This window comes from Chromobacterium sp. Panama, assembly GCF_003052555.1.
Lineage (GTDB): Bacteria > Pseudomonadota > Gammaproteobacteria > Burkholderiales > Chromobacteriaceae > Chromobacterium.
On record NZ_QARX01000001.1, the window covers coordinates 4,204,124 to 4,228,316 of the forward strand.

The 24,193-nt window shown below is 67.1% G+C and carries 25 protein-coding genes; 16 read left to right on the forward strand and 9 right to left on the reverse strand.

Features of this window, described 5'->3' with window-relative positions:
• Positions 1-434: 434 nt before the first annotated feature.
• The 4 genes from DB032_RS18985 to DB032_RS19000 all read right to left on the reverse strand — a co-directional run bounded on the left by DB032_RS18985 (position 435) and on the right by DB032_RS19000 (position 5,885).
• A complete protein-coding gene (locus DB032_RS18985; protein ID WP_158274359.1) occupies positions 435-1,637 on the reverse strand; it encodes a TcdA/TcdB catalytic glycosyltransferase domain-containing protein in 1,203 nt (400 codons plus the stop codon).
• 306 nt (positions 1,638-1,943) lie between these two features.
• Positions 1,944-2,786 carry a hypothetical protein gene (locus DB032_RS18990; protein WP_146176730.1) on the reverse strand — a complete coding sequence of 281 codons (843 nt, stop codon included), beginning with the start codon at positions 2,784-2,786 and terminating at the stop codon, positions 1,944-1,946.
• Between the two features lie 35 nt (positions 2,787-2,821).
• Entirely contained in the window at positions 2,822-5,425 is a 2,604-nt protein-coding gene (locus DB032_RS18995) for a hypothetical protein (RefSeq protein WP_146176731.1), read from the reverse strand.
• Positions 5,426-5,483: 58 nt separating this feature from the next.
• Entirely contained in the window at positions 5,484-5,885 is a 402-nt protein-coding gene (locus tag DB032_RS19000) for a hypothetical protein (RefSeq protein ID WP_107800840.1), read from the reverse strand.
• A 614-nt stretch (positions 5,886-6,499) separates the two neighbouring features.
• On the opposite strand from DB032_RS19000, the gene DB032_RS19005 reads away from it, so the two are divergent.
• From DB032_RS19005 to DB032_RS19050, 10 genes are all read left to right on the forward strand, one after another.
• Positions 6,500-8,194, forward strand: coding sequence for a HilA/EilA family virulence transcriptional regulator (locus DB032_RS19005; RefSeq protein WP_107800841.1), 1,695 nt, complete (start codon positions 6,500-6,502; stop codon positions 8,192-8,194).
• Entirely contained in the window at positions 8,191-8,655 is a 465-nt protein-coding gene (gene iagB / locus DB032_RS19010; RefSeq protein WP_304502823.1) for a type III secretion system invasion protein IagB, read from the forward strand. The genes DB032_RS19005 and iagB overlap by 4 nt, the downstream gene beginning before the upstream one ends.
• A gap of 305 nt (positions 8,656-8,960) precedes the next feature.
• Positions 8,961-9,431, forward strand: coding sequence for a hypothetical protein (locus tag DB032_RS24225; protein WP_158274360.1), 471 nt, complete (start codon positions 8,961-8,963; stop codon positions 9,429-9,431).
• A gap of 192 nt (positions 9,432-9,623) precedes the next feature.
• Positions 9,624-10,805 (forward strand): PrgH/EprH family type III secretion inner membrane ring protein, encoded by a 1,182-nt coding sequence (locus DB032_RS19020; protein ID WP_107800843.1) that lies wholly within the window; start codon positions 9,624-9,626, stop codon positions 10,803-10,805.
• 17 nt (positions 10,806-10,822) lie between these two features.
• Positions 10,823-11,086 carry a type III secretion system needle complex protein gene (locus DB032_RS19025; protein ID WP_107800844.1) on the forward strand — a complete coding sequence of 88 codons (264 nt, stop codon included), beginning with the start codon at positions 10,823-10,825 and terminating at the stop codon, positions 11,084-11,086.
• 42 nt (positions 11,087-11,128) lie between these two features.
• The gene (gene sctI, locus DB032_RS19030) at positions 11,129-11,434 is read left to right on the forward strand and encodes a type III secretion system inner rod subunit SctI (protein WP_199225933.1); all 306 of its coding nucleotides are present in this window, start codon (positions 11,129-11,131) and stop codon (positions 11,432-11,434) included.
• Entirely contained in the window at positions 11,431-12,186 is a 756-nt protein-coding gene (locus DB032_RS19035) for an EscJ/YscJ/HrcJ family type III secretion inner membrane ring protein (RefSeq protein ID WP_107800845.1), read from the forward strand. The genes sctI and DB032_RS19035 overlap by 4 nt, the downstream gene beginning before the upstream one ends.
• Positions 12,179-12,766, forward strand: a complete 588-nt coding sequence (locus tag DB032_RS19040; RefSeq protein ID WP_107800846.1) for a type III secretion apparatus protein OrgA/MxiK — start codon at positions 12,179-12,181, stop codon at positions 12,764-12,766. The genes DB032_RS19035 and DB032_RS19040 overlap by 8 nt, the downstream gene beginning before the upstream one ends.
• Positions 12,723-13,418 (forward strand): oxygen-regulated invasion protein OrgB, encoded by a 696-nt coding sequence (locus tag DB032_RS19045; RefSeq protein ID WP_146176733.1) that lies wholly within the window; start codon positions 12,723-12,725, stop codon positions 13,416-13,418. The genes DB032_RS19040 and DB032_RS19045 overlap by 44 nt, the downstream gene beginning before the upstream one ends.
• A complete protein-coding gene (locus DB032_RS19050) occupies positions 13,415-13,936 on the forward strand; it encodes a hypothetical protein (RefSeq protein ID WP_107800848.1) in 522 nt (173 codons plus the stop codon). The genes DB032_RS19045 and DB032_RS19050 overlap by 4 nt, the downstream gene beginning before the upstream one ends.
• Before the next feature lies 1 nt (position 13,937).
• On the opposite strand, the gene DB032_RS19055 is transcribed toward DB032_RS19050, so the two are convergent.
• Positions 13,938-14,948, reverse strand: coding sequence for a questin oxidase family protein (locus tag DB032_RS19055; RefSeq protein WP_107800849.1), 1,011 nt, complete (start codon positions 14,946-14,948; stop codon positions 13,938-13,940).
• Between the two features lie 72 nt (positions 14,949-15,020).
• Here DB032_RS19055 and soxR point away from each other — a divergent pair, with 72 nt between their 5' ends.
• The 3 genes from soxR to DB032_RS19070 all read left to right on the forward strand — a co-directional run bounded on the left by soxR (position 15,021) and on the right by DB032_RS19070 (position 17,133).
• A complete protein-coding gene (gene soxR / locus DB032_RS19060) occupies positions 15,021-15,515 on the forward strand; it encodes a redox-sensitive transcriptional activator SoxR (protein ID WP_233246742.1) in 495 nt (164 codons plus the stop codon).
• A 227-nt stretch (positions 15,516-15,742) separates the two neighbouring features.
• The gene (locus DB032_RS19065) at positions 15,743-16,636 is read left to right on the forward strand and encodes a hypothetical protein (RefSeq protein ID WP_107800851.1); all 894 of its coding nucleotides are present in this window, start codon (positions 15,743-15,745) and stop codon (positions 16,634-16,636) included.
• Between the two features lie 62 nt (positions 16,637-16,698).
• Positions 16,699-17,133, forward strand: coding sequence for a CesT family type III secretion system chaperone (locus DB032_RS19070; RefSeq protein ID WP_158274361.1), 435 nt, complete (start codon positions 16,699-16,701; stop codon positions 17,131-17,133).
• Positions 17,134-17,229: 96 nt separating this feature from the next.
• Here DB032_RS19070 and DB032_RS19075 read toward each other — a convergent pair whose 3' ends face one another.
• Positions 17,230-17,763 (reverse strand): carboxymuconolactone decarboxylase family protein, encoded by a 534-nt coding sequence (locus DB032_RS19075; RefSeq protein WP_107800853.1) that lies wholly within the window; start codon positions 17,761-17,763, stop codon positions 17,230-17,232.
• A gap of 107 nt (positions 17,764-17,870) precedes the next feature.
• Here DB032_RS19075 and DB032_RS19080 point away from each other — a divergent pair, with 107 nt between their 5' ends.
• Together DB032_RS19080 and blaOXA are read left to right on the forward strand one after the other, a co-directional pair.
• Complete coding sequence (locus tag DB032_RS19080; RefSeq protein ID WP_107800854.1) at positions 17,871-18,698, forward strand: AraC family transcriptional regulator; 828 nt, start codon at positions 17,871-17,873, stop codon at positions 18,696-18,698.
• Positions 18,699-18,794: 96 nt separating this feature from the next.
• The gene (blaOXA, locus tag DB032_RS19085) at positions 18,795-19,628 is read left to right on the forward strand and encodes a class D beta-lactamase (RefSeq protein WP_107800855.1); all 834 of its coding nucleotides are present in this window, start codon (positions 18,795-18,797) and stop codon (positions 19,626-19,628) included.
• Here the strand turns inward: blaOXA and DB032_RS19090 are convergent.
• The gene (locus DB032_RS19090; RefSeq protein ID WP_107802012.1) at positions 19,610-21,649 is read right to left on the reverse strand and encodes a prolyl oligopeptidase family protein; all 2,040 of its coding nucleotides are present in this window, start codon (positions 21,647-21,649) and stop codon (positions 19,610-19,612) included. The genes blaOXA and DB032_RS19090 overlap by 19 nt on opposite strands.
• A gap of 89 nt (positions 21,650-21,738) precedes the next feature.
• Positions 21,739-22,803: a saccharopine dehydrogenase NADP-binding domain-containing protein gene (locus tag DB032_RS19095; RefSeq protein WP_107800856.1), complete on the reverse strand. Its 1,065-nt coding sequence runs from the start codon at positions 22,801-22,803 to the stop codon at positions 21,739-21,741.
• A gap of 107 nt (positions 22,804-22,910) precedes the next feature.
• Between DB032_RS19095 and DB032_RS19100 the strand changes: the two genes are divergently transcribed.
• Positions 22,911-23,492, forward strand: a complete 582-nt coding sequence (locus DB032_RS19100) for a TetR/AcrR family transcriptional regulator (protein WP_158274362.1) — start codon at positions 22,911-22,913, stop codon at positions 23,490-23,492.
• Here the strand turns inward: DB032_RS19100 and DB032_RS19105 are convergent.
• Positions 23,489-24,193: an ABC transporter substrate-binding protein gene (locus tag DB032_RS19105; RefSeq protein WP_107800858.1), complete on the reverse strand. Its 705-nt coding sequence runs from the start codon at positions 24,191-24,193 to the stop codon at positions 23,489-23,491. The two genes, DB032_RS19100 and DB032_RS19105, sit on opposite strands and share 4 nt — an antisense overlap.

The window sequence follows — 24,193 nt, forward strand, 5'->3', positions numbered from 1 at the left end:
GCGGAACCAAGCCTAAACAGGCTGGCGGAGGGCGTCAAGGCGCAGGGGAATCCCGCCTTGGGACGGGAAGACCGCATGGATAATGTCCACGCCGGATTCTAGAGAAGACGCGCGTAGACCTCCGCCACCCTGGCCTGCCGGCTTTCTCTAGCCGTAAGGAAACAGGCTTAACGCAATTACTCCGCGGAATAGCCTCGCGTTGGCAGGTATCGCCTACGGCTTCACCCACCCAACGGAAGACATTCCCGCCGTGTTGCGCCTCACCACGCACAACGGATCGTAAGCAGGTTCTTAGGGCCTGTTCACGATCTCGCGAGCAAGAGCGAGACAAGGCAAAAACGAGCGAAAAAGCGGAATGTACACGTGGTACATGAGCATTTTGAGCTCGGTTTCAACGCCGTATCGCCGCAGCGCAGTAGATCGTGAACAGGTTCTTAGGCCATGTCCTTGGTCGCGCTCTGCTGCTGCTCCTCGGTTTCAAAATTGACGTAGCCGTCCGGGAATTTGAAATGGGACTCCATCGCCGCCCAGAAATCCTCGTTCTTAGGCTGATTAACATCCCAAATCCGCTCCGCCAGCGATTGCGGATCGTTGCGCATCCGCTCCGGCTCGTCCTCGGCCTGACGCAGCACCGCGTCCACCTGTCCGCGCAATGCGTTGGGGCCGGTGCCTTCGATCGTGCTTTTGTTCGGCCTGCTGAAATAACGGTCGCCGGCAAACTGGTTGCCGCGCATGCTCTGGTAATCGTTGCCGATCTTGTCGATGAAGTCCGCCAACATCTGGCTATTGGGATGGCTGGCCAGCAAGGCGTTGGCGAAATACGGCGTCGCGCTGCCGCTGGCCTCGCGTTTGCCCTCGGCCAGGCCCACCAGCATCAGGTCCGGGTGCGCGTGCAAGGCGCCGCTCAATTCCTGAGTGCACTCCAGATCGATGTCGGCGTACACCCCGCCGTAGTTGTTCAGAATCTCGTAACGCGCAATGTCGGAGGCCGCCGGGTAAGCGCCGTTGCGGCCGAGTATTTCGTGCTGGTAAGCGTCGTGGTTCTTCAACTGGATATCGCTGGGGTTGCTCAAGTCCCGAATGCGGATATTGCCGTAATCGGCGAATTGCTGCTGCAGCGCCTGCAGGGCGTCGACATCGCGCGGGCTGTCGCCGGCGCAGCGGTCCCAGGCTTTGACGGTCTGATCCAGCACCAGGCGGTCGGCTTGCAAGAATTTCTCATCGTTGCCGCGGGTCAATTGCTGGAACGATTGCAACGCCGCCGCCGCGTTTTCCGCCGTGACTTTGCCGCCGTTCGGCAGCAAGGCTTGCGCCCAGGCTTCGTTGCCCTTGGCGCCCAATTCTTTGTTCAATTCGCCCAAGGCCTGTTTCTGCGCGGCGCGGCCCAATTGATCGTCCGCGGGCTGCAAAATGGTTTTCAATTGGCTGAACAGGCCGCGCAATTGTTTTTCTTGCTGGTATTGCTTGGCGTCGGGGAATAAGGCGTTTACTTGTTCGCGGACTTCCTTATTGGCCGCGTAAGCGCCGAATTGTTTTGAATCCACCCACAAATTCACCATGCTATTCGGGTTTTTCGCCGACCACTCGCGCAGATATTTCTGCTGGCTGTCGCCAGGTTTGGAGCCGACCCAAACCATATGAATTTCCGACGGCACCGCCTTGAAATCGCCCTTATCATAAATTTGAGCAAAGCTTTTGCTCGCCTGAACCGATTCCACGCCGGTACTGGAGGAAGTAGTTTGAAGCGGACGGACTCCGACTGAATTCAGCATCATGTCTGCGACTCCTGAAAATTAAGAAAATAAAACAGTCGGAAGTATTTAAATCCAAGCCAAGATCAAGCACTTCCAAAAAGCGCTCACCTAAGCCGCGGGCGCCGAGCTGACATAAAAAAAACGGCGCGCCAAATTGGCGCGCCGCTTGCGTCTGAAACCGTCCCGGCTTCAGTGCCGGGCCTGGCGATAGGGCGCCAGCACCTCGGCCAGTTCCGCCCGGTCCTCATGCGGAGCCAGCACCGCCAGTTTCGACAGATCCATCTTGCCGTTCAGAAAATCCAGCAGCCGCTCCAGATCGTCCAGATCGCTCATATAGTGGCCGGAAGACAGCATCAGCGACCTGGCCTTGCCCTCGCGCAGCTCTATCATCGCCGCCGCCCGCACCGGCTTGCCGGCGCTGGCGCTGGTATGGTGCAGCCGCCCCAGCACCGCGTCGTGGACAAACAGCCTGTCGTCCCGGTCCAGCACCAAGATGGCGTAGCCGGGCATGCCCAGCTTGCCCTTGGAGCCGGCGGTGTCGATAGCCGTGCCGTCCGGCCGCCGCCATACGCCGTCGGCCACCTCCGCCAGATAGGGCTGGAGCGCAGCGGCCTCGCTCAGATAGCTGACTTGCGGCGCGTCGCCCAAGCGCGCCATCCGCGGCGGCTGGCCCGGCTTGGCCAGGTTGATTTCCAGCTGCGGGCGGGCATCCATCCAGGCGAAGAAGTTTTCCCTGGCGCTGTCCCCGCTGGCCACCCATTGCCGGTGCGCCGGCTGTGCGTACTCCCGGTAGCGATGGCGAGGGTCGCGCGCCTCGCGCAACTCTTCGTCCACCAGTCCGGTTTCGCCTTCTTTGGGCATCAGCGCGGCGACGAAACGGGCGATGTCGCGGAAGCGCTCCAAGGGCCGCGGCGCGGGCTCGCCCACGCTGTCGACGCCCTTGAAGGCTTGCGCCAGCCGGCTGGGCGCCGCCGTCGGCGTCGCTTCCGGTCGCGGCGGCGGCATGGCCGCGCCGCTAGCCGAGATTCTCATGCGCTTTGATCCTCTTCATCTTTAATCCACCGCCGCTAGCGCGCCAGCGGCAGTTCTTCCCAACCGGCGAAACTCTGCTTGTCCGCCTGCCATAAGGGAAGCTGGCGCTCCATCATCGCGTCCAGCTCCTTCAGCGCTGCGTCCCCGGCGGGCCTGGAGCCGCCGACAGCGTAAGCTTCCATCGCGGCGAAGAAATCCGCGCCGTCCGCGCCCTGGCGCCGCAGGTAGTAATCGGCCTCCCGCCGCACCGCCGAGCCCGGCTCGGCCAGCTTGCGGCACAGGGCTTCCAGCGCCGGGCGCTGCGCCTCTCTCATGGCCGGCCAACGCTCGCTCTCGTCCACCGCCTTCAGGTGCAGATAGTGCATCAGCGGCGCGCTCAGGCTGTTGTCGCCCCAACGCTCGCCCAGCACCGCGGTGGCGGAGGAGCCGGCGTTAAGGCCCAGTTCCAGCGACACCCCCGGCTGCAGCGGCACGCCGCCGGAGGCGGACACACCGAGGTTGCCGCTGGCGCTGACCCGGCTCAACTGAAGCCGGAAGCCGGCGGCCTCGGCCGGGAAATCGGCCTGGGTCTGGTATTGCGGCCGGTAAAAGCGCAGCAGCAGGGTCAGCGCGCCGCCGCCTTGCAACCCCACGGAACTTTGCAGGCCGGCCAGCGCCGCCGGCACTTCGGCGGCCAGGCCGTGCGGCGCCAGCTGCGCGCTCAACGCCTCGCGCAAGGCGTCCAGCGGCCAAGAACCGCTCAGATTGCCGGACAGGCTGATCCTCACGTCCTTGTAATCCCCGGCTCGCACCGGATTGTGATGCACCCGGGTGCGTTCGGTCAGCGAGGCTTCCGCTTTCAGGCCCAGCGGCCCCAGCGCGCCGCCCAGATCCAGCGCGACGCTGCGGTCGCGGATCTGCAGGCGCAGCACGTCATGGAAGCTGGTGCGCTTGGCCAGCGCCGCCGCGTCGTGACGGACGGGCGGCGCGTACAGCCGCGGCGCCAGCTCGTCCAGGCTCTGCAACAAGGCCTCGTCGCCCTTGCCCGCCGCGCACAGGGTCAGCGCGGCGTGGGCCAGCGCCATATTGGCCAGCGTTTCCTCGCGGCTTCCCGCGCGCCAAGCGGCCTGGATGGAGCGTTCCACCGCCGCGCCGCCCTGACGTTTGCCGATGCCGGCGTCCAATTGCTGGGCGACAGCGCAGAAATGTTCGAATTCGGCGCGCAGGCCGTCCGCGGCGTCGCGCAGCCGTTCCGGCGTCTGTTCGCGCAGCGCCGCCATGCTCTGCGCGCCGCTGAGCCAGCTCAGCGGATGATTGCGCGCGTCCGCGCCCATCAGCGCGGCGGCTTTTTGTTCGATGCCGGCCAGCCGCTGTTGCGCGATCGTCGCGTTGCGCGCCGCGCCCTGCTCCTGCCGCAGGCCTTGCCAGATCGGGGTCAGCGCGTCGGCCTGGATGTCGATGCGCTCCACCGCCGCGCCAACGCCGACGCCGATGCCCGCGGCTTCGGCGCGCGCCGAGGCGCTGCCCTTGACGCTGTCCACCGTGCTGGGCGGCAGATAGGGCGTCTGCGCGCCGGGCAGGGACGCGGCGCTGTCGCGCTGGCCCAGCCAGCCCAGCAATACGCCCAGCCGTTGTTGTTGATCCGCCGCCTGCTGTTGCAGTTGCTGGTACTGACGCAATTCATTGCCGTGGCTGGGGCGGAACAGGCGGATCAGCGCGCCCACCGCGGTGCGGGCGCTGAGGCCCAAAGTGTCTCGGCGCGAGCCGTGAGCCAGTTGGTCCGCCTTGAGTTTGACGAAGGCGGTGGCGCTGGCGTATTCGGTCGCCACGGTGCGTTGGCGGCGCCCCTCCACCGCGCCGGACAAGGAGGCGACGCCGACGCCGCCCTGAATCCCGGCGCGCGCGGACACCGCCTTGCCCTGGTTCTGGAACACGAAGCCTTCGTCGTCGTTGTCCATGCCGCGGCTCCAGGCCAGGCCCACGCTGAAGGTGGCCTTGGCGCCGGCGCCGGCCTCGCCCAGTCCCAGGCCGACCCCAACCGAAGCGCCGACATTGCGCTCCTGGCTGGCGCCCGGCTGATCAAAGCGCTGGAATTGCGGCAGCAGCTGCGCTTCCACCTCCGTCCGCGCCAACTGCGCCCAGGCCGCCTGGCCCAACAGGGCCAGCCGCTGGCCCAGTTCCGCCAGCGGGCTGCCCGGCGTCGCCGCGCGCGCCAGCGCTTCCATATCCAGCGACAGCCGCGCGCATTCTTTAATGTCCAGCGGCGTCTGCGCGTCGCCGGCCGCCAGCGTCTGCCGCAAGCTTTCCACGATGGCCACCGTCTTGGGCGCCACCGCGTGGCTGCGCGGCAGGATGTTCAGCGCCTGCACCCAGCGCGGCCAGCGCGAGCGTTCCGGCTCCGCCTGGCGATACGCTTCGCGTTTCATCGCCAGCAGGGTCTGGCCCAGGTCTTCGCGCCGCAAGCGCAGCTTGTCGTCGCTGAGGACCACCTGGCTGCCGCGCGCCGGCGGCGCGTCTTCCACGCGGCGTTCCGCCGCGCCGCGCGCGCCGCTCAAGGCGGCGGCCAGGCCCTGCGCCGGCCGCGGCGCCGAAGATTCCGATAAGCGGCGGAAGCCCTGCAACCGCACCGTACCCGCCCCGCTTGCAACTGTGTCCAACATGGATGCCTCCTCGCGCCGCATCGCGGCTCAAACGCCGGGCCGAGCCCGGAGCGCCTGCCTAGTTTTCGCCGTTGCCGGCTTTCAAGTTCGCGGCCAACGCCAAGGGCGACGGCCTTTCCGACTGCAGCTCCCGCCCCATCTCCGTCCAGCCCAGCAGCAGCCCCTGCAATTGCCCGCGCGCCTCGGGACTGACTGTCCCGTCTTTCACGCCCTGGGCCGCCAAGTCGCAATATTTAGCGCAGTCCCGAGCCAGCTCGGCTATCACGGCCTGCCAGGCGTCGGCCTGCTTGGACGCCGGCTTCTGTTCGACAGCCGGCGCCTGCGCCGTCATGCCGCCGCCGCGCAGCGCGGCCGCGAACGGGCTCTGCGCCGGCGTGGACGGCGCGCCTGGCTGCGGCTCGGACAGCGTCGCCAAACGGGGGGAATTGGCGGTCGGCTTCGACGAAACATTAAAAGACATTTCAAACGCTCCTGATTTGGCGGCGAGGCCAGAACGACGGTGATGAGGGGCCGCCGGCGCATGCTCGGCGACAGCGTCAAACTACCCCAACGCCGGTAACCGAACTTGCATAAATCGGCTGCGGCCTCGTCCGAACCTCCCCCCTCGTTTTTGAGAGTTTTCCCATTTGTAGCAAGCACTCCCTCATGTAGTATTCCTACATACATCAATTTATGCGAAGGAAATCAAAAACCTCCCTAACAACCCGATGACATAACAACAGGACAAACAAGACCATGTCATTCGCTGAACATTTTTTGCAAGCTGGCCCTCGTCGGCAAAAGTACCATCCACTCTCTCTGTTTTTATGACCGGATAAAGGCTTTGAGCGCCAGTTGACGACACTGGCAATTCCAGGCGACAGCGGGCGGGAAGCGGCGGACACACGCCGCGCGATGCGAATCCGCAGCCGGCCCCAAGAACCAGCGCAAATCACCCAACAGATCCACCGAACAAAAAACACGCCGACATGCCGCGATGCTACGGGGAATAGCACACAAGTCGCAGCATTGGTCGACTCGATCCGCATGGTCCGCCATGCGCTATTGCGCCGTGCGCGCAAGAGGAACTAGAAGATGGCGTTACATAAAGATGGCTTCATGAACAGGCAATTTGTTTTTGGCGACTTCGTCCTTCACTTCGACGGCATGCTGCTGCACCGCGAGCAGCAGATCAGCATTCCGCCCAAGGAACTGGCTGTGCTGACCACCCTGCTGGAAGCGGCGGGAGAGCTGGTCAGCAAGGACGCGCTGCTGGACCGCGTCTGGCCGGACGGCGAAGTCAACGAAGAGTCGCTGACCCGCTGTATCTACGCGCTGCGGCGCATCCTGCTGGAAACCAAGGATTGCCGTTATATCGACACGGTGTACGGCAAGGGCTATCGCTTCAGCCGCCCGGTGGCCATGGTGTCCAAACCCACGCCGCTGGCGGCGCAATGCTCGGTGGCCGTGCTGCCCTTCCGCACCCATCCGCAGCTGGACGCGGTCAGCCTGCACAACGCTCTGGTGCAATGCCTGTCGCGCTACTCGCCGTTCGGCCTGATCGTGCTGCCGGCCACCATCACCCAAAACTGCCGCGACGTCACCGACATCGTGGCGATGATCGATCAGCTGCGCCCGGACTACTACCTGGCCGGCCAGACCCTGCAGCAAGGCGGCGTCTGGAAGCTGCGGGTGGAATTGGTGCGCGCCGCCGGCCATCAGCTGATCCACCATGAAAGCATAGAGCTGAGCCCGGAACAGCCGATCACCGCGCTGCAAACCAGGCTGGCCAGCCTGTTGCCGCAACGCATTCCCGGCCTGCGCTGGAACCAGGGCCAGAACAACGAGCTGGGCTCGCTGGACATGGCCATCACCTATCTGAACGGCCGCCACGAACTGCAGCAACACACCCCGTCCAGCCTGCGCCGCGCGCTGATGCTGCTGCGCCAGTGCGTCAACGCCGGCCCCAGCCACGCGCTGCCTTACTGCAGCCTGGCCGAGTGCTATCTGACCCTGGCCCAGCTGGGCCTGTTCGACCAGGCCCAGGCGCTGATCCAGGCGCAACAGGCGGTAAACAAGGCGGTGGAACTGGACGCGGCCAACCCGCAGGCGCTGGGACTGCTGGCCTTGCTCAGCAGCATGCGCTCGGAGCAAGCGGTGGCCGAGGCGCTATTCGAGCAAGCGCGGCTGCTGGCGCCTGATGCCGTCGACATCCATTACTACCACGCCTGGCATTTATTCCTGTCCGGCAAGCTGGCCCAGGCGCAGCAGGCGCTGGACGCCTGCCTGGAACGCGACCCCTCGCGCATCTCCGCCAGCATTCTGAAGCTGTGGCTGACCTATTACGAACACCGCATCGACGACGCGGTGTCGCTGGGCAAGCGCCAGCTCTGCCAATACGGCCAGAACCACCCGGTGCTGCAAAGCGTGCTGGCGCTGCTGCTGGGGCTGCAAGGCCAGCACGCGCAAGCCGACGAGTTGGTGCAGGCGGTGCGCGACTCCGGCGAGGAAGCCGGCCTGCTCGCCCTCAATCACAGCTACGTGGACTATTGCCGTCGCGGCGACGCCGCGGTGCCCGCCTTGCGCGTTTTCCTCGCCAAGGTGGACAGCCGCCAGGTGCGCTCCAGCCTGCTGCCGCTGATCCTGGCCACGCAGGGCCCGGAGGCCGCGGTCCAGCATTGGCGCCAATTGCAGGCCGAAGGCTATCTGTGGATCAAGGCCTGGCGCCACGATCCGCGACTGAGCGAGCTGGCGGAACACGCTCAGCCCTGCCAGCCGGAGGCCGCGTGATCCGCGTCTGTCTGTTGTCCGCCCTCTTCTTGTGCGCCGGCGCGGCGCGGGCGGACTGCTGGGATCGCGCCGGCCGCATGTTCAATATCGCGCCGGACTTGCTCTACGCCATCGCCCAGCAGGAGTCCGGGCTCAAGCCGGACGCGGTGGGCCGCAACCGCGACGGCAGCCGGGACCTGGGCCTGATGCAGATCAACAGCACCCATCTGCCGCGGCTGCGCCAGCTGGGCGTCACCGAACCGCAGCTGATGGGCGACGCCTGTCTGTCCGTGGTCGTCGGCGCCTCCATCCTGGCCGAGATGATGAAACGTTACGGTTATTCCTGGGAGGCGGTGGGCGCTTACAACGCCGGCACCGCACCCAGCCGCCGCGCCTTGCGCATGCGTTACGCCGAGCAAGTATGGCGGCGCTACCAGAAACTGCGCCAAGCCGCCCCACCCCCAAGCAAGGAGCTCTCATGATTCGCTCGCTTCCCCCCGCCGCGCGCGCATTGCCCGCCGCGGCCCCGGTGGCCCTCCCCAGGGCCTGTCCATCCCCGGCCTGGACCGCCCAGTTGCGCGGCGTCAGCCAGGGCGCAGCGCCTCAGCCCGCGCCGCGCATGGCGCAGCCTAGCCGCTCGGTCGGCCAGTTGCGGCTGGCTTTCCAACAAACCACGCCCCAGGCTCGCGCGGAAACCTCGGCGCGGCCCACTGGCAAACTGCGACAGCCCACGCCCCAGGCAGACAGCGGCCCGGCCCACGCCGCGCCGACGTCCAAACGCGACCCGATGGCGCTGCTGCGCCAACGCATGACGCCTGAGGCGCTCAAGGATTTCGAGCAGAAACTGGCAGACACCGCCGGCAAGCGCGCCCCGGCCAAGACACCTCAAGCGCCGGCCGCCGTCGTGCAAGCCGCGCCGGCCGCGGTAGCCCCACCAGCAGCCCCGGTTCTGGCCGCCGCGCCGCAGCCAACGCAGCCCGGCCAGATTCCGCCGCCACCACCCCCGCCCCCTCCGCCGCCTCCGCCGCCCGTCAACGCGGCGGCCCCGGTGGCTGGCCCGGCGCGCGTCTGGAACAAGATCGCGGCGGCCAGCGCGGCCGATATTCAGCAACTGCGTGACGAACAAAGCCAAAAACTGCGCAAGGAACCTGGCTCGAAGCCCTCCGCCGCCTCCCCGGCGGGAGCGGAGCTCATCAACGAATTGAAAGAGCGACAGCAAAAAATGGCGGCGCGGGCCGCCAGCGCTCAGCAGCGGTAATTCCGCGACTCTCCCGATCCCCCTTTACATGGCGGCCGCCGCTTCCGCGGCACGCCGCCATGCTTTTTCCCTCCTCCCCGAATCTGATTCCCGTCCCGAGATTTCATCGGTTTTCCATCAGGAATCCATTCCAGCTTGTCCGTAAAGTAAATGTCAACATCGCAGAACCTTGCGCACTCACCGACAGACACCATGGCAGCTGAAGACATCACTCTCTCCGCGCCGGCGCCCATCGTGGTCCGCCTGCTAAACAGCCCGCTGCGCGGCTGCGAATTCCTTTTGCAACCGGGCAAGACCTTGTTTCTGGTCGGCCCGGCCGCCGCCCTGACCGAAGCCGGCCAGTTGCCGGAATTGCCGGCCGACGCGCTGTTCATTCCGCTGGAACAGGGAGGCGTCAATTTCGAAGTGCTGATCGACCGCGCCGAGCCCGACCGAGTGACGCTGCGCGAATTGCGCGACGCCGGCGTGGACGAGCGCCCGGCCGAATTCAACCGCCCGCTGCGCATCGGCGCGCTGGAACTGGCGCTGCGGCCGGAACACCTGTCCTGGTCGCCGGAGGTGCTGGGTCACGGCCAGGACGCGCCCCCGCCGGAACAGAAACCGGCGCGTCGCCACGCCGCCGCCGCGGTGGCGCTGGCGGTGATCGCCGCGCTATTGCTGGCCGGCGGCGGCTACTGGCTGTGGAACACCCCGCAACGCCAGGCCTCGGAATTGAACGCGCTGCTGGGACGAGACAGCCAGCGCTTCCAAGTGCTGCCCGGCCGCGACGGCGTGTTCTACGTCTCCGCCGCCAATGAGCGCGACAGCGCCTGGGCGCGGCAAGTGCTGGCGCGCGGCGACTACAACCGCCCGGCGCAGGTGCTCAGCCCTCAGCAGGAAAACGAACGGATGGGCCGCTGGCTGGCGGATAACTACCCGCACCTGCCCTATTACCGCTTGCAGCTGGACAACCCTCGCCGGCCGCAGCTGTGGGTCAGCCAACAGCGCGCCGCGCTGGGCGGGCCGGCCAGCCAGGCGCTGTCGCAGCGGCTGGCCGAGCAGATGCCCTACGCCGACGCGGTGGACATCGTGCCGGTGGACGACGCCGCCGCCGCGAGCCAGGCCGAAACCGGCCTGTCGCGCCAGGCGCTGCCCTTCACCCGCAGCGAGCAGCCCAACGGCGTCACCTTCGTGATCCAGGGCGCGCTGGACGATGGCGAGCTGCTGCGCGCGCGCCGCTTCGTCGACGACTACTACCGCCAGTGGGGCGGCCGCTACGTGCAATTCGCCATTGAATTGAAGGACGACTGGCTCAAGGGCAAGTCCTTCAAGTACGGCAACCAGGGTTACGTCAAGATGGCGACCGGCCACTGGTATTTTCCCAAACCCCTATAAACCGAAAGTAAGCCACCATGACAGACCCCAAGTGCATCCGTATCCAGGGTGATGGCTGGACCCTCAGCGAATTATCCAAAACGTTCGACACCGGCACCAGCACACTCCAAAAAGAACTGAGCAAAGCTCTAGGCAAGTTGAACAGCAACCCGTCTAACCCCCAGTTGCTGGCCGACTACCAAAGCAAGCTGTCCGAGTACAACCTGTACCGCAACGCGCAGTCCAACACCGTCAAAGTGTTCAAGGACATCGACGCGGCCATCATCCAGAACTTCCGCTAAACCCCGACGCCGGCCACGCGCCGGCGCTTCAGGAGTCCGCCCATGACCCCCATCGCCGCCCTCTCTCTGGATTCGCTGACCGCCCAGGTCAGCGACATCACCCTCTCCGAGCACAATCTCGTGTCGCTGGACGACCGCCTGATCCAGGCCTTCTCGCAAAACGCCGTCGGCGTAGGCATGGAGAAGGACGCCATTCTGCAACGGCTGGAACAGCCGGGCCTGTTGAGCAATCCGGCCGTGCTGATGGAGCTGCAGCAGCGCACCTCCAATTACAACCTGGAGGTGTCCATGATCAGCACCCTCACCCGCAAGACCGTGGGCGCGGTAGAAAGCCTGCTGCGCTCATGATCCGCCATGGTTTCAAAGCCGTATTGCTGGCCTTGCTGCTGACCGGCTGCCAGCAGAAGGACTTGCTCAAGGGCCTGGATCAGCAGCAGGCCAATGAAGTGATCGCCGTCTTGCAGCGCCACAATATCGAGGCCGACAAGACCGACCGCGGCAAGACCGGCTTCAGCATCGCCGTGGCGCAGCCGGACTTCGCCGCCGCCGTGGATTGGCTGAAGGCCTACAACCTGCCGTCGCGGCCGCGGGTGGAAGTGGCGCAGATGTTCCCTGCGGATTCGCTGGTGTCCTCGCCGCGCGCGGAAAAGGCGCGGCTGTACTCCGCCATCGAGCAGCGGCTGGAGCAGTCGCTGCAAACCATGGACGGCGTGCTGTCCGCGCGCGTGCACGTCAGCTACGACCTGGATTCCGGCGAAGGCGGCCGCGCCGCCAAACCCATCCACCTGTCCGCGCTGGCGGTGTACGACCGCGACGTGGACCCAGAGCAAATGGTCAACGACATCAAGCGTTTCCTGAAGAACAGCTTCGCCGACATCGATTACGACAATATCTCGGTGGTGCTGTCGCGGCGCAGTGAGGCGCAGCAGCAGGCGCCCACCGCGCCGGCGGAAGAGCGCGGCTCCGGCCTGAGCTGGCTGATGGCCGGCGTGGCGCTGATCGCCCTCCTGGGCGCGGCGGCGGCCTGGCTGTGGCAGCGCCGCGCGCCCAAACCCGTCGCCGAGCCGCCGGCCGCCGAGCCGCAGGCCGGACATGAGTAGCCGGCCCGCGGCCCGCTCGCCGGCGCTGCAAGCGCTGCTGTACGACCCGCTGGCCTATCTGCACCCGCGGCGCTTGGTTCTGCCGCCGGCGCTGACCGCCTCCGCCGCCGCGCGCGCGGCGGCCAATGAGCTGCTGATCTCCGCCTATCGGCTGGACAGCGACTGCGCCGACGCCCAGTTGGACCCGCTGGCGCGGCAATGGCTGCGCCACTGGCGGCGCTTGCCGCAAACAGCCTATTTGCTGGGTTGCCACGCGCTGCGCGCCGGCCTGGGCTGGCAGGCGGGCCTGCTGCGGCTGCCGGACTGGGCGCAGGACTTCGCCGCCGTGGCGCTGCCGCCGGACGCCGCCGCCGCGCAGCGGCCGGCGCTCAGCCACGGCGCGCTGCTGCTGACCGGCTACGGCCGCCTGCAGGCCTGGCGCGAGCGTCTGCCGCGCCCCTTGGCGCAACGCTTGCCGCTGCAGTTCCCGCCGGAGGCCGACGCCGCGCCGCCGCAGCCGCCCGCCGACGCCCTGATTCTGACCTTGGCCCTACAACATGCCCAGAGACATCCCCACATCCCGCCCTCCGACCGCCGCTGAAGGCGTGCTGGTGCGCCGCGGCCAGCTGCGCCGAGCCGAACGCGCCGATCAGCTGGAACGCGAGGCGCGGCAACAGGCGCAGCGCGTGCTGCGCGACGCCGAGCGCCAGGCCGAAGCCCTGCGCCGGCAAGCCTGCCAGGACGGCTATCAGCAAGGCATGCTCGCCGCGCTGGAACACGCGGCCGCCCATCTGGCCGCCGGCCAGGCCATGGCCTGGAACTGGCGCGAGCGGCTGGAGCAAGAGGCCCGCGCCATGCTGAGCGCCGCCGTGGACCATCCGGACACCCTGCTGCTGCTGCTGGACGAATGGCTGCGCGGCCTGGATCAGCCGGACGCCACCCTCTATCTGCAGCTGCCCAAGCGCGCCCGCGCGCTGCAGCCGCAGTTGATGACGCTGCTGACGGAAAACTGGCCCGGCGCCATCCAGATCGACTATCACGCCGACACGCGCTTCATGATGCGCTGCGCGGACCAGGCGGCGGAATTCTCGCCGGAACAATACGTGGAGCCGGCCAGCCGCCAGTTGCTGCAATGCCTGGAGCCCTTGCCTCAGGACTGCCGCCGTTTGTCGGAGCAGGCGCTGCGCGGCTTGATCGCGCAACTGGAACAAGACCTGGCGGCCTTGACCGCCGTAGACAGGAGCCCGGAATGATCCCCTCGCTGACCCCTTCCGCCATCGGCCGCGCCGCCGCGGCCGGCGACGACATCGTCCCGCTGCAGCAACGGCTGCTGGCCGCGGCGCCAAACGCCGACGACGCCGCGCCGCCGACGGACACGCCAAAGACCGACGACGCCAAGCCGGTGGAGCCGCCGCACAAATGGCCGGACTTCCAGTCCGACCCGGTAGCGGTGGCCTTCCTCGCGGCGCTGCACGGGCTGCCGCCGCCGGCGTCCGACTCGCAAGAAGACAAACAGCGCTACGCCGACGCCGTCGGCAAGCTGCTGCGCGACTTCAAAGACCCGGCCACCGGCGAACTGGCCTTCACCACCTTGAAGCAGAAGAACGACATGATCCAGCGCACGCTGGAACAGATCGACGAGAACTCGCCGCTGCACACCGCATTACTGACATCGCTGGTGAGCAATATGGGTATCGGAAGCATGATGACCCAATGGATGCAGGACGCCATCATGTCAGGCGGCGTGCCCAAGGAGATGGAGGACTGGTGATTCACACCGCGTCCCACAAGGCCCGCGCCGCCGCCGCGTGGTAGAAGGCGTCGCCGCTGCGCTGGAACTCGCGATGGCAGGCGTACACCAGCTTGATCACATGCTCGTTGCGCACGTTCAGCACGCGTTGCAGCAATAAGGGCCAGGCCGGCTGCGCGTCCGGCAGTTCCTCCGCCTCCAGCGCCGGCGCGCCGATGGACACATAGGCGACGCAAAAGGTCTGCCACAAAGCCGGGTACCAATCCTCCGCCGGCAAGCCGGGCAGATGCTCCAGCACGTCGCGCAGCGCCAGCGTCGCCGTCACCATGTGCAGCGCGGTGAAGTTGTCGGTCTGCCAGTACACCCGCAGCGCCGCCCGCGCCAGCGCGTCCAGCCAGTCCGCCGTTTTCGGCGCGCCGGGCAAGGCGGCGGCAAAACGCGGATCGGCCAGCACCGCGTCGAAGCGATCGTGTATCCAGTAATCCGGGCTGTTCCAGCCGCTCATCGCCCGCGACAAACTCGCCAGCCCGTCCTCCGCCGAATCCGCCGGCGCTTGCGCGTCCAGGCCGGCGGGCAGGCGCAGATAGCCGCTCAGATAATAGGCCAGCCCCGCCGCCGCTTCGCCGGCGTGGCCGGCGCGCAGGGCGAAGGCCAGCCGGATCAGCGGGTGGAAGGCGCCGCCGCCCGGCGAGAACGGCAGGCTGGCCAACACTTGCCGCGCGGTGTCCTCCACCCCGCGCGCCGCCACCCGCTCCTCCATCACCCGGAGCAGCGCCGGGAAGGCGTCCAGCCGCCCCAAGGCCGCGTCCCAGCGGCCCCAGCCGATATCGTATTCCACCGGCTCCGCCGGCTCGGCGCGCTCGCTCTCCCAGAAGTCGAAGAATGCCCGCAGCTGATGCGGCTCCGCCCCCATTTCCGCCAGCGCGGTCAGCGCCATCGGGCAATGGTTGGTGGTGTCGCTGTGCATCAGCGAAAACTCATGGTTGGCGTCCAACAAGGCATGCAGTTCAGTGTGACGGCTTGGCGCGTTCATGGCGTCCTCCTTGAAAAATCCATGCGCTTACGATAAAAGTTAAAGTCAACTTTAAGTCAAGCGAGTCCGCGCATGCCCGCAGCCCCCATGGCCAAACCCTCTCCCTGGCTCAGCATAGGCGAGCTGGCGAGCCGTTCCGGTGTCGCCGCCAGCGCCCTGCGCTACTACGAAACCCAGGGCCTGCTGCACAGCGCCCGCTCCGCCGGCGGCCAACGCCGCTACCCGCGCGACGCGCTGCGCCGCGTCGCCTTCATCCGCGCGGCCCAGATCGTCGGCATCAGCCTGGACGACATCCGCGGTTCGCTGGCCGCGCTGCCCAGCCAGCGCACGCCGACCCCGCGCGACTGGGAGGCCTTGTCCGCGGACTGGCTGCCGCGTTTGCAGCAGCGCATAGACGAACTGACCCGGCTGCGCGACCGGCTGGGCAACTGCATAGGCTGCGGCTGCCTGTCGCTGAGCCAGTGCGCGCTGTACAACCCCGGCGACTGCGCGGCCAGCCTGGGCGACGGACCGCGTTACCTGATAGGCGAACCGCCGGCGGAAGCGCCGGGCCAACAACCGGGCTGAACGCCTGTTCTAAAGTCTCGCGTGCAAGAGCGAGACAAGGCGAAAACGGGCGAAAAAGCGGAATGTACACGTGGTGCATGAGCATTTTGAGCTTGGTTTCAACGCCCATTTCTATCCATCCCGCCGACGCGCAGCAGATCGTAAACAGGTTCTGAGCGCTTCCTGAAAGCCGCGGTTGGAACGGCGCGGTGTAATAGCGCCCATTTCTACGCCACTGGAGCGCCACCATGCTATTGCCTCTCGGCTTTCCCTCCGTCCGGCCCAACGCCAGCCCCTCGCACGCCCCTGCCCAGGCCCCGGAGGCCCCCGTCGCCCAGACCGGCAGCCTCAAGGGCAAGCCGGTGCGCATAGACGACAGCGCCGAAAGCCGCGGCAAAGCCCATGCGGTCTTGAGCGAATGTCTGTCCGACGTGCGCCGCTTCTTCCAGCCGCTGAGCGGCCGGGTCGCCCGCTTCTTCGGCGCGATCCCGGACTGGGTGCGCAAGCTGACGGGCCAGGCCAAGCCGGCCGCGGCCAGCGCGCCGCAAACGCCCGTGTCTCCTCTCACCGCGTCGTTCGCCACCAATTTCTGCCGCCTGTGCGACACGTTCCAGGCCAGCCTGGCGGATAAGCGCAATATGGACGGCGCCTTCCGCGTGCCGGCATCGCACGAGAAATTGCAAAACGTGAAACAACAGATGGCGAATGGCGAGATTGCGCCGGACTCGCTCAGCCACATCGAGATTGCCGCGCTAATCAAGAACACCCTGAAACAATTGCCGCTGCCCAGCGATCAAGACCTGCGCGCGCTGCACGCCAGCGGCGCAGACGTCACCCGCCTGCACCGCGAGATGTTGTCGCAATTGCCGGAAGGGCCGCTCAAGCAGTGCGGAAGCGCGGCGATGCGCACCCTGGCCTTGAGCCATCGCCATGCCGATGCCGGCACCGGCAGCGCGTTTAGTAAAACCTCCATCGAGATTTCCGCGCCGCTGTGGCAGATGACCGAGCTCCAACTGGCCAAAACCATGCCGGCGATTGGCGGAGCGCTGCTGCAAAGCTGGCTGGATGAGCCATCCGCCCCGTCGGACCCGCAAGCCGCGCAGATACAGGAGCTGCGCGCCAAGCTGAACGCCGGACAGTAAGCACCATGCCGCCGGCCGCCGCGCGCGGCCGGCTTCTCTTCCCCCATCCAAAAAGAAAAACCATGCCCACGCCTTTCCAACACGCCGTCGCCGAACTGTGCCAATCCCTGTCGCTCACCCCGCCGGAACAGATGGACGACAGCCTCTTCACCCTGCAAGTGGGCGAACACGCGGTGCACCTGAGCGAGCAGCCCGCGCGTCAGTTGCTGATGTTCTGCTGCCTGTCTCCACAGCAGGCGCAAGCGGACGCGTCGCCGCTGCGGCAGAACCTGTTCAGCGACGATCCGCTCAAGCCGGTGATCGGCCAATCCGCGCACAGCCAGGACTGGGTGCTGTGGAACCGTCAGCCTCTGGCCCATTGCGACGCCGCCGCGCTGCAGCGGCAGTTGGAGCGCATCAGCGACTGCGCCGACCTGTACTGCAACGCCCCGGAACCGGCGACGCCGTCCTTCGCGCCGCAAGCGCTGCGCCAGCAGCACGCCCGGCTGCACTGCTGAACGGCGCGGCAAGACTAAAACGAAAACGGCCGGGGCCGCCGGTATACACCGGCAAAGCCCCGGCCGCGCACGCAAGCTGCGCGCGGCAACCGTCGCCTACAAGGCCACCACCGGGAAATCGATCTCGGTGCCGGCGATCAGATTGGCGTAATTGGTCAGCGTGTTCAGCGCCACCGCGGCGATCACTTCCACCAGCAGGACGTCGTCGACGCCGGCGGCGCGCGCCGCGGCCAGGTCCTGATCCGACAACACTCCGCGCTGGCTGACGATTTGCACGGTCAGCCGGGCGATCGCGTCGGTCTGCGCATCCGCGGCCTGGCCGGCCCGCGCCGACTGGATGTCCGCCTCGCTCAAACCCGCACCCTTGCTCATCAAGGTATGGGCGGACAGGCAGTACTGGCAGGCGTTGGCCTGAGCGGCCGCCAAGGCGATCACTTCGCGCTGGCGCGCGCTGAGCTTGCCCTTGGCCAGGGCTTCGGAGAAGCCCAGATAAGCGTTCAACACCGCCGGAGACTGGGCGAAGGTGGCGAACAGATTGGGCACCTTGCCCAGCTTGGCCTTGACGGCGTCCAGGGTGGCGCTCAGTTCCGGGCTGGCTTGATGGCGGTCTACGGTGGGGATGCGGGGCATGATGGGCTCCTGACTCTCGAGTTGAACGACGATGGGGACTGCACAGAAGTCATCTTGCAATACAATCAGAAGCCTATCGTCTCGAAAACTTTGCAGATCGTATCGAAATGGACCTGTTGACGCCCTTGCTGCAGCAAAGCGCCTTCTCCGCGCGCGTATTCCATCATGGCAATCTATGCCATCTGGCGGACTTCGACCCTGGCGCAATGGCCGGTCATCTGCATCTGCTCAAGGGCGGCCGCCTGCGCTGCACCTTGCGCGACGTCCTGGTGCTGGACACCGACCGCCCCTGCGCCTTGCTGTTTCCCCGCCCCAGCGCCCACATCCTGCTGCCGGAGGGCGAACGCGGCGCCGACTTGGTCTGCGCCAAGCTGGACCTGGGCTTCCAGACCGGCGGGCCGCTGGCGCTGGCGCTGCCGGAATGCCTGGTGCTGTATCTGGACGATACGCCCAGCCTGCTGCCCACGCTGCGGCTGCTGTTCGACGAGGCCTTCTCCGAGCGCTTCGCCCGCCAGGCGGCGCTGGACCGCTTGATGGAGTATTTCCTGATCCAGGCGATACGCGTGGTGATAGACGCCGGCCAGATCCACAGCGGCATCTTCGCCGCTATGTCCGACCCCAAGCTGGCGCGCGCCGTCAACGCCATCCATGCCAGCCCCGAGCGCGGCTGGACCGTGGAACTACTGGCGGAACAGGCCGGCATGTCGCGCGCGCGCTTCGCCGCCCGCTTCCGGCAACAAGTGGGCCTCGCCCCGCTGGATTATCTGACCGACTGGCGGCTGGCCGTCGTCCGTCATCAGCTGCGCCAGGGCCAGCCGATCAAACGCATCGCCGCGCAAGTGGGCTACGCCAGCCCCGCCGCGCTCAGCCGGGTGTTTGCCCAGAGGCTGGGGCTGCCGCCCAGCGATTGGCTGAAGCGGCAAGCGGCCTCCTGAGCGGCCCGCGCGTGGAACTTTGGAATCCGGCGCCCCATCTGACTTCAGACCGCGCGGTCCAAGGGATGCCGCGCTGAATCCATCAAGGGAAACATCATGAACACACCACGCCTCGCCGGCGCCGCGCTGCTCTGCGCCGGCCTATTCAGTCTGCCCGTCCACGCCGCCACGCTATGCACGCTGCTGGCCGACGCCAAGAGCGGCGACATCCTGCTGCGACAAGGCAGCTGCGAACAACGCTACACCCCGGCCTCCACGTTCAAGATTCCGCTCAGCGTGATGGGCTTCGATTCCGGCTTCCTCAAGAGCGAACACCAGCCGGCCTTGCCCTACCGGGACGGCTATGTGGACTGGGGCGGCGACAACTGGAAACAGCCCACCGATCCGGTGCGCTGGCTGAAGTATTCGGTGGTGTGGTATTCGCAGCAGATCGCCCAGTCGCTGGGCGAGGAGAAGCTAGGACGCTACGCTGACGCCTTCGGCTACGGCAACGCCGACTTTAGCGGCGACCCGGGCAAGCACAATGGACTGGAACGCGCCTGGATCGCCTCCTCGCTGCAGGTGTCGCCGCTGGAGCAACTGGCCTTCCTGCGCAAGCTGGTCAATCTTGAACTGCCGGTGTCCAAACACGCGCAGGAACTGACGATGAAGATCACCGAAACCAGCGCGGCGGCGGACGGCTGGCAGGCGCACGGCAAGACCGGCATGGCCTATCCGCGCAAGGCGGACGGCCAGTTCGACGAGGAACACCCGTACGGCTGGTACGTGGGCTGGGCCAATAAGGGCGAACGCTCGCTGGTCTTCGTGCGCCTGATCCAGGACGACAAGAAGGAACCGGGCACCGCCGGCGTGCGCTCGCGCGCGGCCTTCCTGGAGGAATTGCCGGCGCTCGCCGCAGCGTCCGCCCCCGCTCAATCCATCAGCCGCTGATACAGATAGACCAGCACCCGCGCCAACTCCTGCGCGGTCTGCTCCTGGCCGGCGTTGCCGCTATGGCCGCCGGCCTCGGTTTCCAGCAGCAGCGCGTCGTGGCCCAGCTCCCGCATCCGCGCCACCATCTTGCGCGCATGCGCCGGATGCACGCGGTCGTCCTTGGCGCTGGTGGTGAACAGGGCCAGCGGATAGGCCAGATCGCCGCGTAGCCGGTGGTAGGGCGAATACGCCTCCAGCGCCGGCCGCTGCGCCGGGTCCTCCGGATCGCCGTATTCGTCTATCCAGCTGGCGCCGGCCAGCAGCTCGGTGTAGCGCAGCATGTCCAGCAGCGGCACTTCGCACACCACCGCGCCGAATAATTCCGGCCGCTGCGTCATGCAGGCGCCCACCAGCAGGCCGCCGTTGCTGCCGCCCTCTATGCCCAGCTTGGCCGGCGCGGTCAGGCCGCGCGCCACCATGTCTTCCGCCACCGCGATGAAGTCGTCGAAGCCCACTTGGCGGTTCACGCCCTGCGCCGCCTGGTGCCAGCCGGGGCCGAACTCGCCGCCGCCGCGGATGCAGGCCAGCGCGAAGGCGCCGCTGCGTTGCAGCCAGTGCGGGCCGAAGTTCTCCACGTAGTAAGGCATCATCGGCACTTCGAAGCCGCCGTAGCCGTACAGCAAGGTGGGCGTGGCGCCATCCAGCGGCGCGTCGCGGCGGCGCACCACGAAATAGGGAATGCTTTCGCCGTCCGGCGCGCGCGCCTGCCATTGCTCGGCGACGAAGTCGGCCGGATCGAAAGCCTCCGGCTGACGACGCAGGCATTCCTGCTGGCCGCTGGCCACGTCCAGCCGGTACAGGCCGGTGGGGGTCAGGAAATCGCTGAAGCTGTAGCACAGGATATCGCTGTCCCAGGGCTGGTCGGCGAACTCGATCACCCCGCCGCTGGGCGTGGGCAGCGCGCGCTCGCGCCAGACGCCGTCGATCTTGTCGAAGGCCAGCAGCCGGCTCTTGACCTGGTCCAGCAGATTGACCACCACGCTGGCGCGGGTGGTCTCCACCGACTCCACCGCCAGCCGCGGCTGCGGCGCCACCAGCAATTGCGCGTCTATCCGTCCCTGCCGCAGCGGCTCCAGCGCCACCGCCAGCAAGGCGCCGGCCGGATAGCGGGCCCCGGCGGCGTCCCAATCCTCGGCCAGCTTGACGATCAGATCGCCGTGCAGATACGCCTCCAGCTCCGCCTTGGGCGGCAAGGGCAGCGCGTGGGTTTCCAGCGCTTCGTCGATCAGATGATAGGTCTTGCTGTAGAAGCTGTCCGAGCACTCGATCAGGTCCAGCGTCGCGCCGTCGGCGTCGAGGAAACGCCAGGCGGCCACCATCATCGCGTCTTCGCCGGCGGAGAACACCTGGCTCCAGGCATGCCGCCCTTCCTCGCCGCGCTCCACCAGCCACACTTCGCGCGGATAGCCGGAACGGGTCAGCGGCGCGCCCGGCCAGCCGGGGCAGGCCCAGGCGCTATCCGGATCGCGCCAGGCCACATGGCTCTTGCCTTCCGGAAAACTGAAACCGTCCGGCCGCCACGCGCCGGCGGCCAGATCGTATTCGCGCGCGATGCCGGCGTCGCCGCCGCCGGCGGTCAGGTGCACCATGGCTTGCAGCGGCGCCAGCGTGCAGTGGGACACCCCGTCCAGATACCAGTCCTCGCCGGCCTCGTCAGCCAGCGCGTCGATGTCCAGCACGGTCTGCCAGTCCTGCTCGGCGGCGCGGTAGGCCGCCAGCGTGCTGCGGCGGTAAATGCCGCGCGGATGGGCTTCGTCCTGGTGGAAGTTGTACAGCCAGCCCTCATGCTCGGCGCAGAACGGGATCTGGCGGGTATCGCGCAGGTGGGCGAGGATTTCGTCGCGGAGGCCGGCGAAACGCGGGTCGGCGTCCAGCCGCGCCTGGGCGCGCGCGTTCTGCTCGGCCACCCATTCGGCGGCGGCGGGATCGTCCAGGTTTTCCAGCCAGGCGTGGGGATCGAGGGCGTTATAGTCGGACATCGGCGTCATCACAATTGCGGATCAATGGCCGCGAGGTTAGCACCCCGCGCCGCCAACGCCAAATGCGCCATGCCCGCTGCGCCCGAAGTTCAGACCGCGCTGATCTCCACCCCCTCCTCCCGCAGCTGGCGGCAGGCGTGCTCGGGGTCCAGCAACGCTTCCCCCAGATAGACGCCGGCGGGCGGCGCGTCCGCCCCCAATAAATGCTCGATCTGCAAAACGGCGCCCAAGGCCGTCAGATGCGCTTGTCCCAAAGGGTCCGCCAGTTGCACGGTTTTTCCGCACGGCCTGCCGGCGGCGTCCTTGCCCTCGACGGCAATGCGGATGCGGTGAGCCGCGCCCGGCCCGGGGTTGTAGAGCAGCGCCTGCCGCGCGCTGTTGAACATCGGCCGCGACAGCAGCCGCCATACGCCGCTGCGCACCAGCACATGCAGCAAGGCGGTGGCTTTGCCGTCGTCGAAGCCGATGCGCGCATCCACCTGCGCGGCGCCGACGATGGCGGGCAGATTCGCTTGATCCGGGGTATCGAAACGGTAAACCCTGTGACGGCCGGCGGCGCCGAAGTCCGCGACGCGGCCATCGAGAAAACCGCCGCGCTTGACCCACTTCCCCCCTTCCATGGTGTGGAACGGTTCGGATAGGCGGTCCATGTATGCGGTCGAATTCGGCCCCGCCTGATCCGCCATCGCGAACAGGATGTCGATGCCGACGCGCTCGACCTCGGCGACGGCCCTCGCCGCGTCGCGCGCCGCCAGGCTGGCCGCGCCGGCCATCCAGGCCGATGACAAGACCACCGGCGCGCGGGGAGGCCCGTAGGCGGCCGTCGTCAGTAAGGCCTGCTTCAGCCGCTCCGTCCAGCGGGTGACGTCAAGGTAGGCGTGACCTTGGGCCAGGGCCAGCCGCAACAGCCGGTCATGCGCATCGTTGACCAAGCCCACGATGAGCGCACCCTTGTGAGCGTCCGGCAGCGCCGGCGCGTTCACGTCCATCGCCATCGCCTCGGCGCCATATCGCTGCGCCGCCGCCTGGGCCGCGTCGAGACGCCGGCCGGCGATGACGAGTTTGAGATCCGGCCTGCGCCGCGCCAGCAAGGACGCCACTTGCGCGCCCACCACGCCGCTGCCACCGACAAGAACAACGCTGGAAGAAGTCATGCGCCACCTCAGTTTTGGTCAATTGACCAATATTAAAACATGAACTTGGTCGTTTGAACAATTAAACTGACGCTTCAGCCATGCCGGACGATCACGAAGGAGGAAAGATGTCGGCCAAAGGAGAGGAAAGACGGGAAGCGATTCTGCGCGCGGCGATGCGGGTGCTGACCCGCGACGGCGGGCAGGGCTTCCGCATGCGCGCCATCGCGGCGGAAGCCGGGGTGGGCATCAGCCATGTCCAGTACTACTTCAAGAATATCGACGCGGTGATGGAAGGCGTCATGGTTCGTTACCTGGAAGACTGGGATGAACTGATGCTGGACGCGCCCGCCAGCCTGGCCGGCGCGCTGGACTTTGTGCTGGAGACCCAGCTTCAACACGGCGGCTGCGCCTTGCTCTGGGAGCTGTGGGCGCTGTCCAGCCGCAACGAGGCCGCCGATACGGCGCTCAAGACCTTCTACGCCGGCTATACCGACCGGGTTTGCGCGCTGCTGCGCCGCGAGGCTCAGACGGACGCGCCCGACAGCGTCGTCAGGGAGCGCGCGGCGCTCATCGTCGCCTTGATCGAAGGCCTCTCCATCCTGCGCGGCAACGGCCGGGAGCAAACGCTGGCGCCGCAAGCCCAGCGCCATGCCGTAGACGCCGCGCTGGCCTTGGCGGCCTTGCCGCTGCCGCCTGCCAAGACCTAATCCGCGCTCCGCGCGGCGGCCTTGAAACGGGCGATCACCGCCGGCGCGGTGCCGCGGTTGAAGGCGGCGTACAGCGCGCTGTCCAGCTGCGCCAGCTTCATGCCGCGTCGCACCAGCGACGCGTCCAGCCCCAGGGACTTGAGCTTGCTGCGCATGCCTATCTCGGTGGCGGGCAGCAGATCGCAGCGGCCGGACACCAGCTTTTTGACGTTGATGCTGGAGTCCGAGGTCGGGTCCAGTCTTGGAAAACCTTCTTCCTTCAGGTACTCCTGCCGGTAATCCCCCAGCACCACGCACACCGAATAGTGCTTGGCCGCCGCCAGCGTCGGCGCCTGGATGTCGCGTCGCGACGCCAGCTGATAAAAATACACGTCGGAATCCAGCAGCTTGACGGCGAAGTCCAGATGTTTAAGCCGCTCCCGGGTCTTGGCGATGGGAAAGATCGCCGCGCCCGGCCGAGTCTTGGCCTCCTCGTAGGCACGCGCCCACGGCACCGTTTCAATCCGCGACGGCGGCAGGCCGAGCTTGCCCAGGATCGCCAGGACCGGCGCCACCGCCAGCCCGCCGCTGATCCGGCCGTCCGGCCCCAGTTCCACATAGGGCGGATCGCCGCTGCTGAACAAGCGCACTTCGTCCAGAGCCCCCGCCGGGGCCCCGCCGCAGGCCAGCGCGGCGCAGCAGGCGCCCAGCCATTGTTTCAT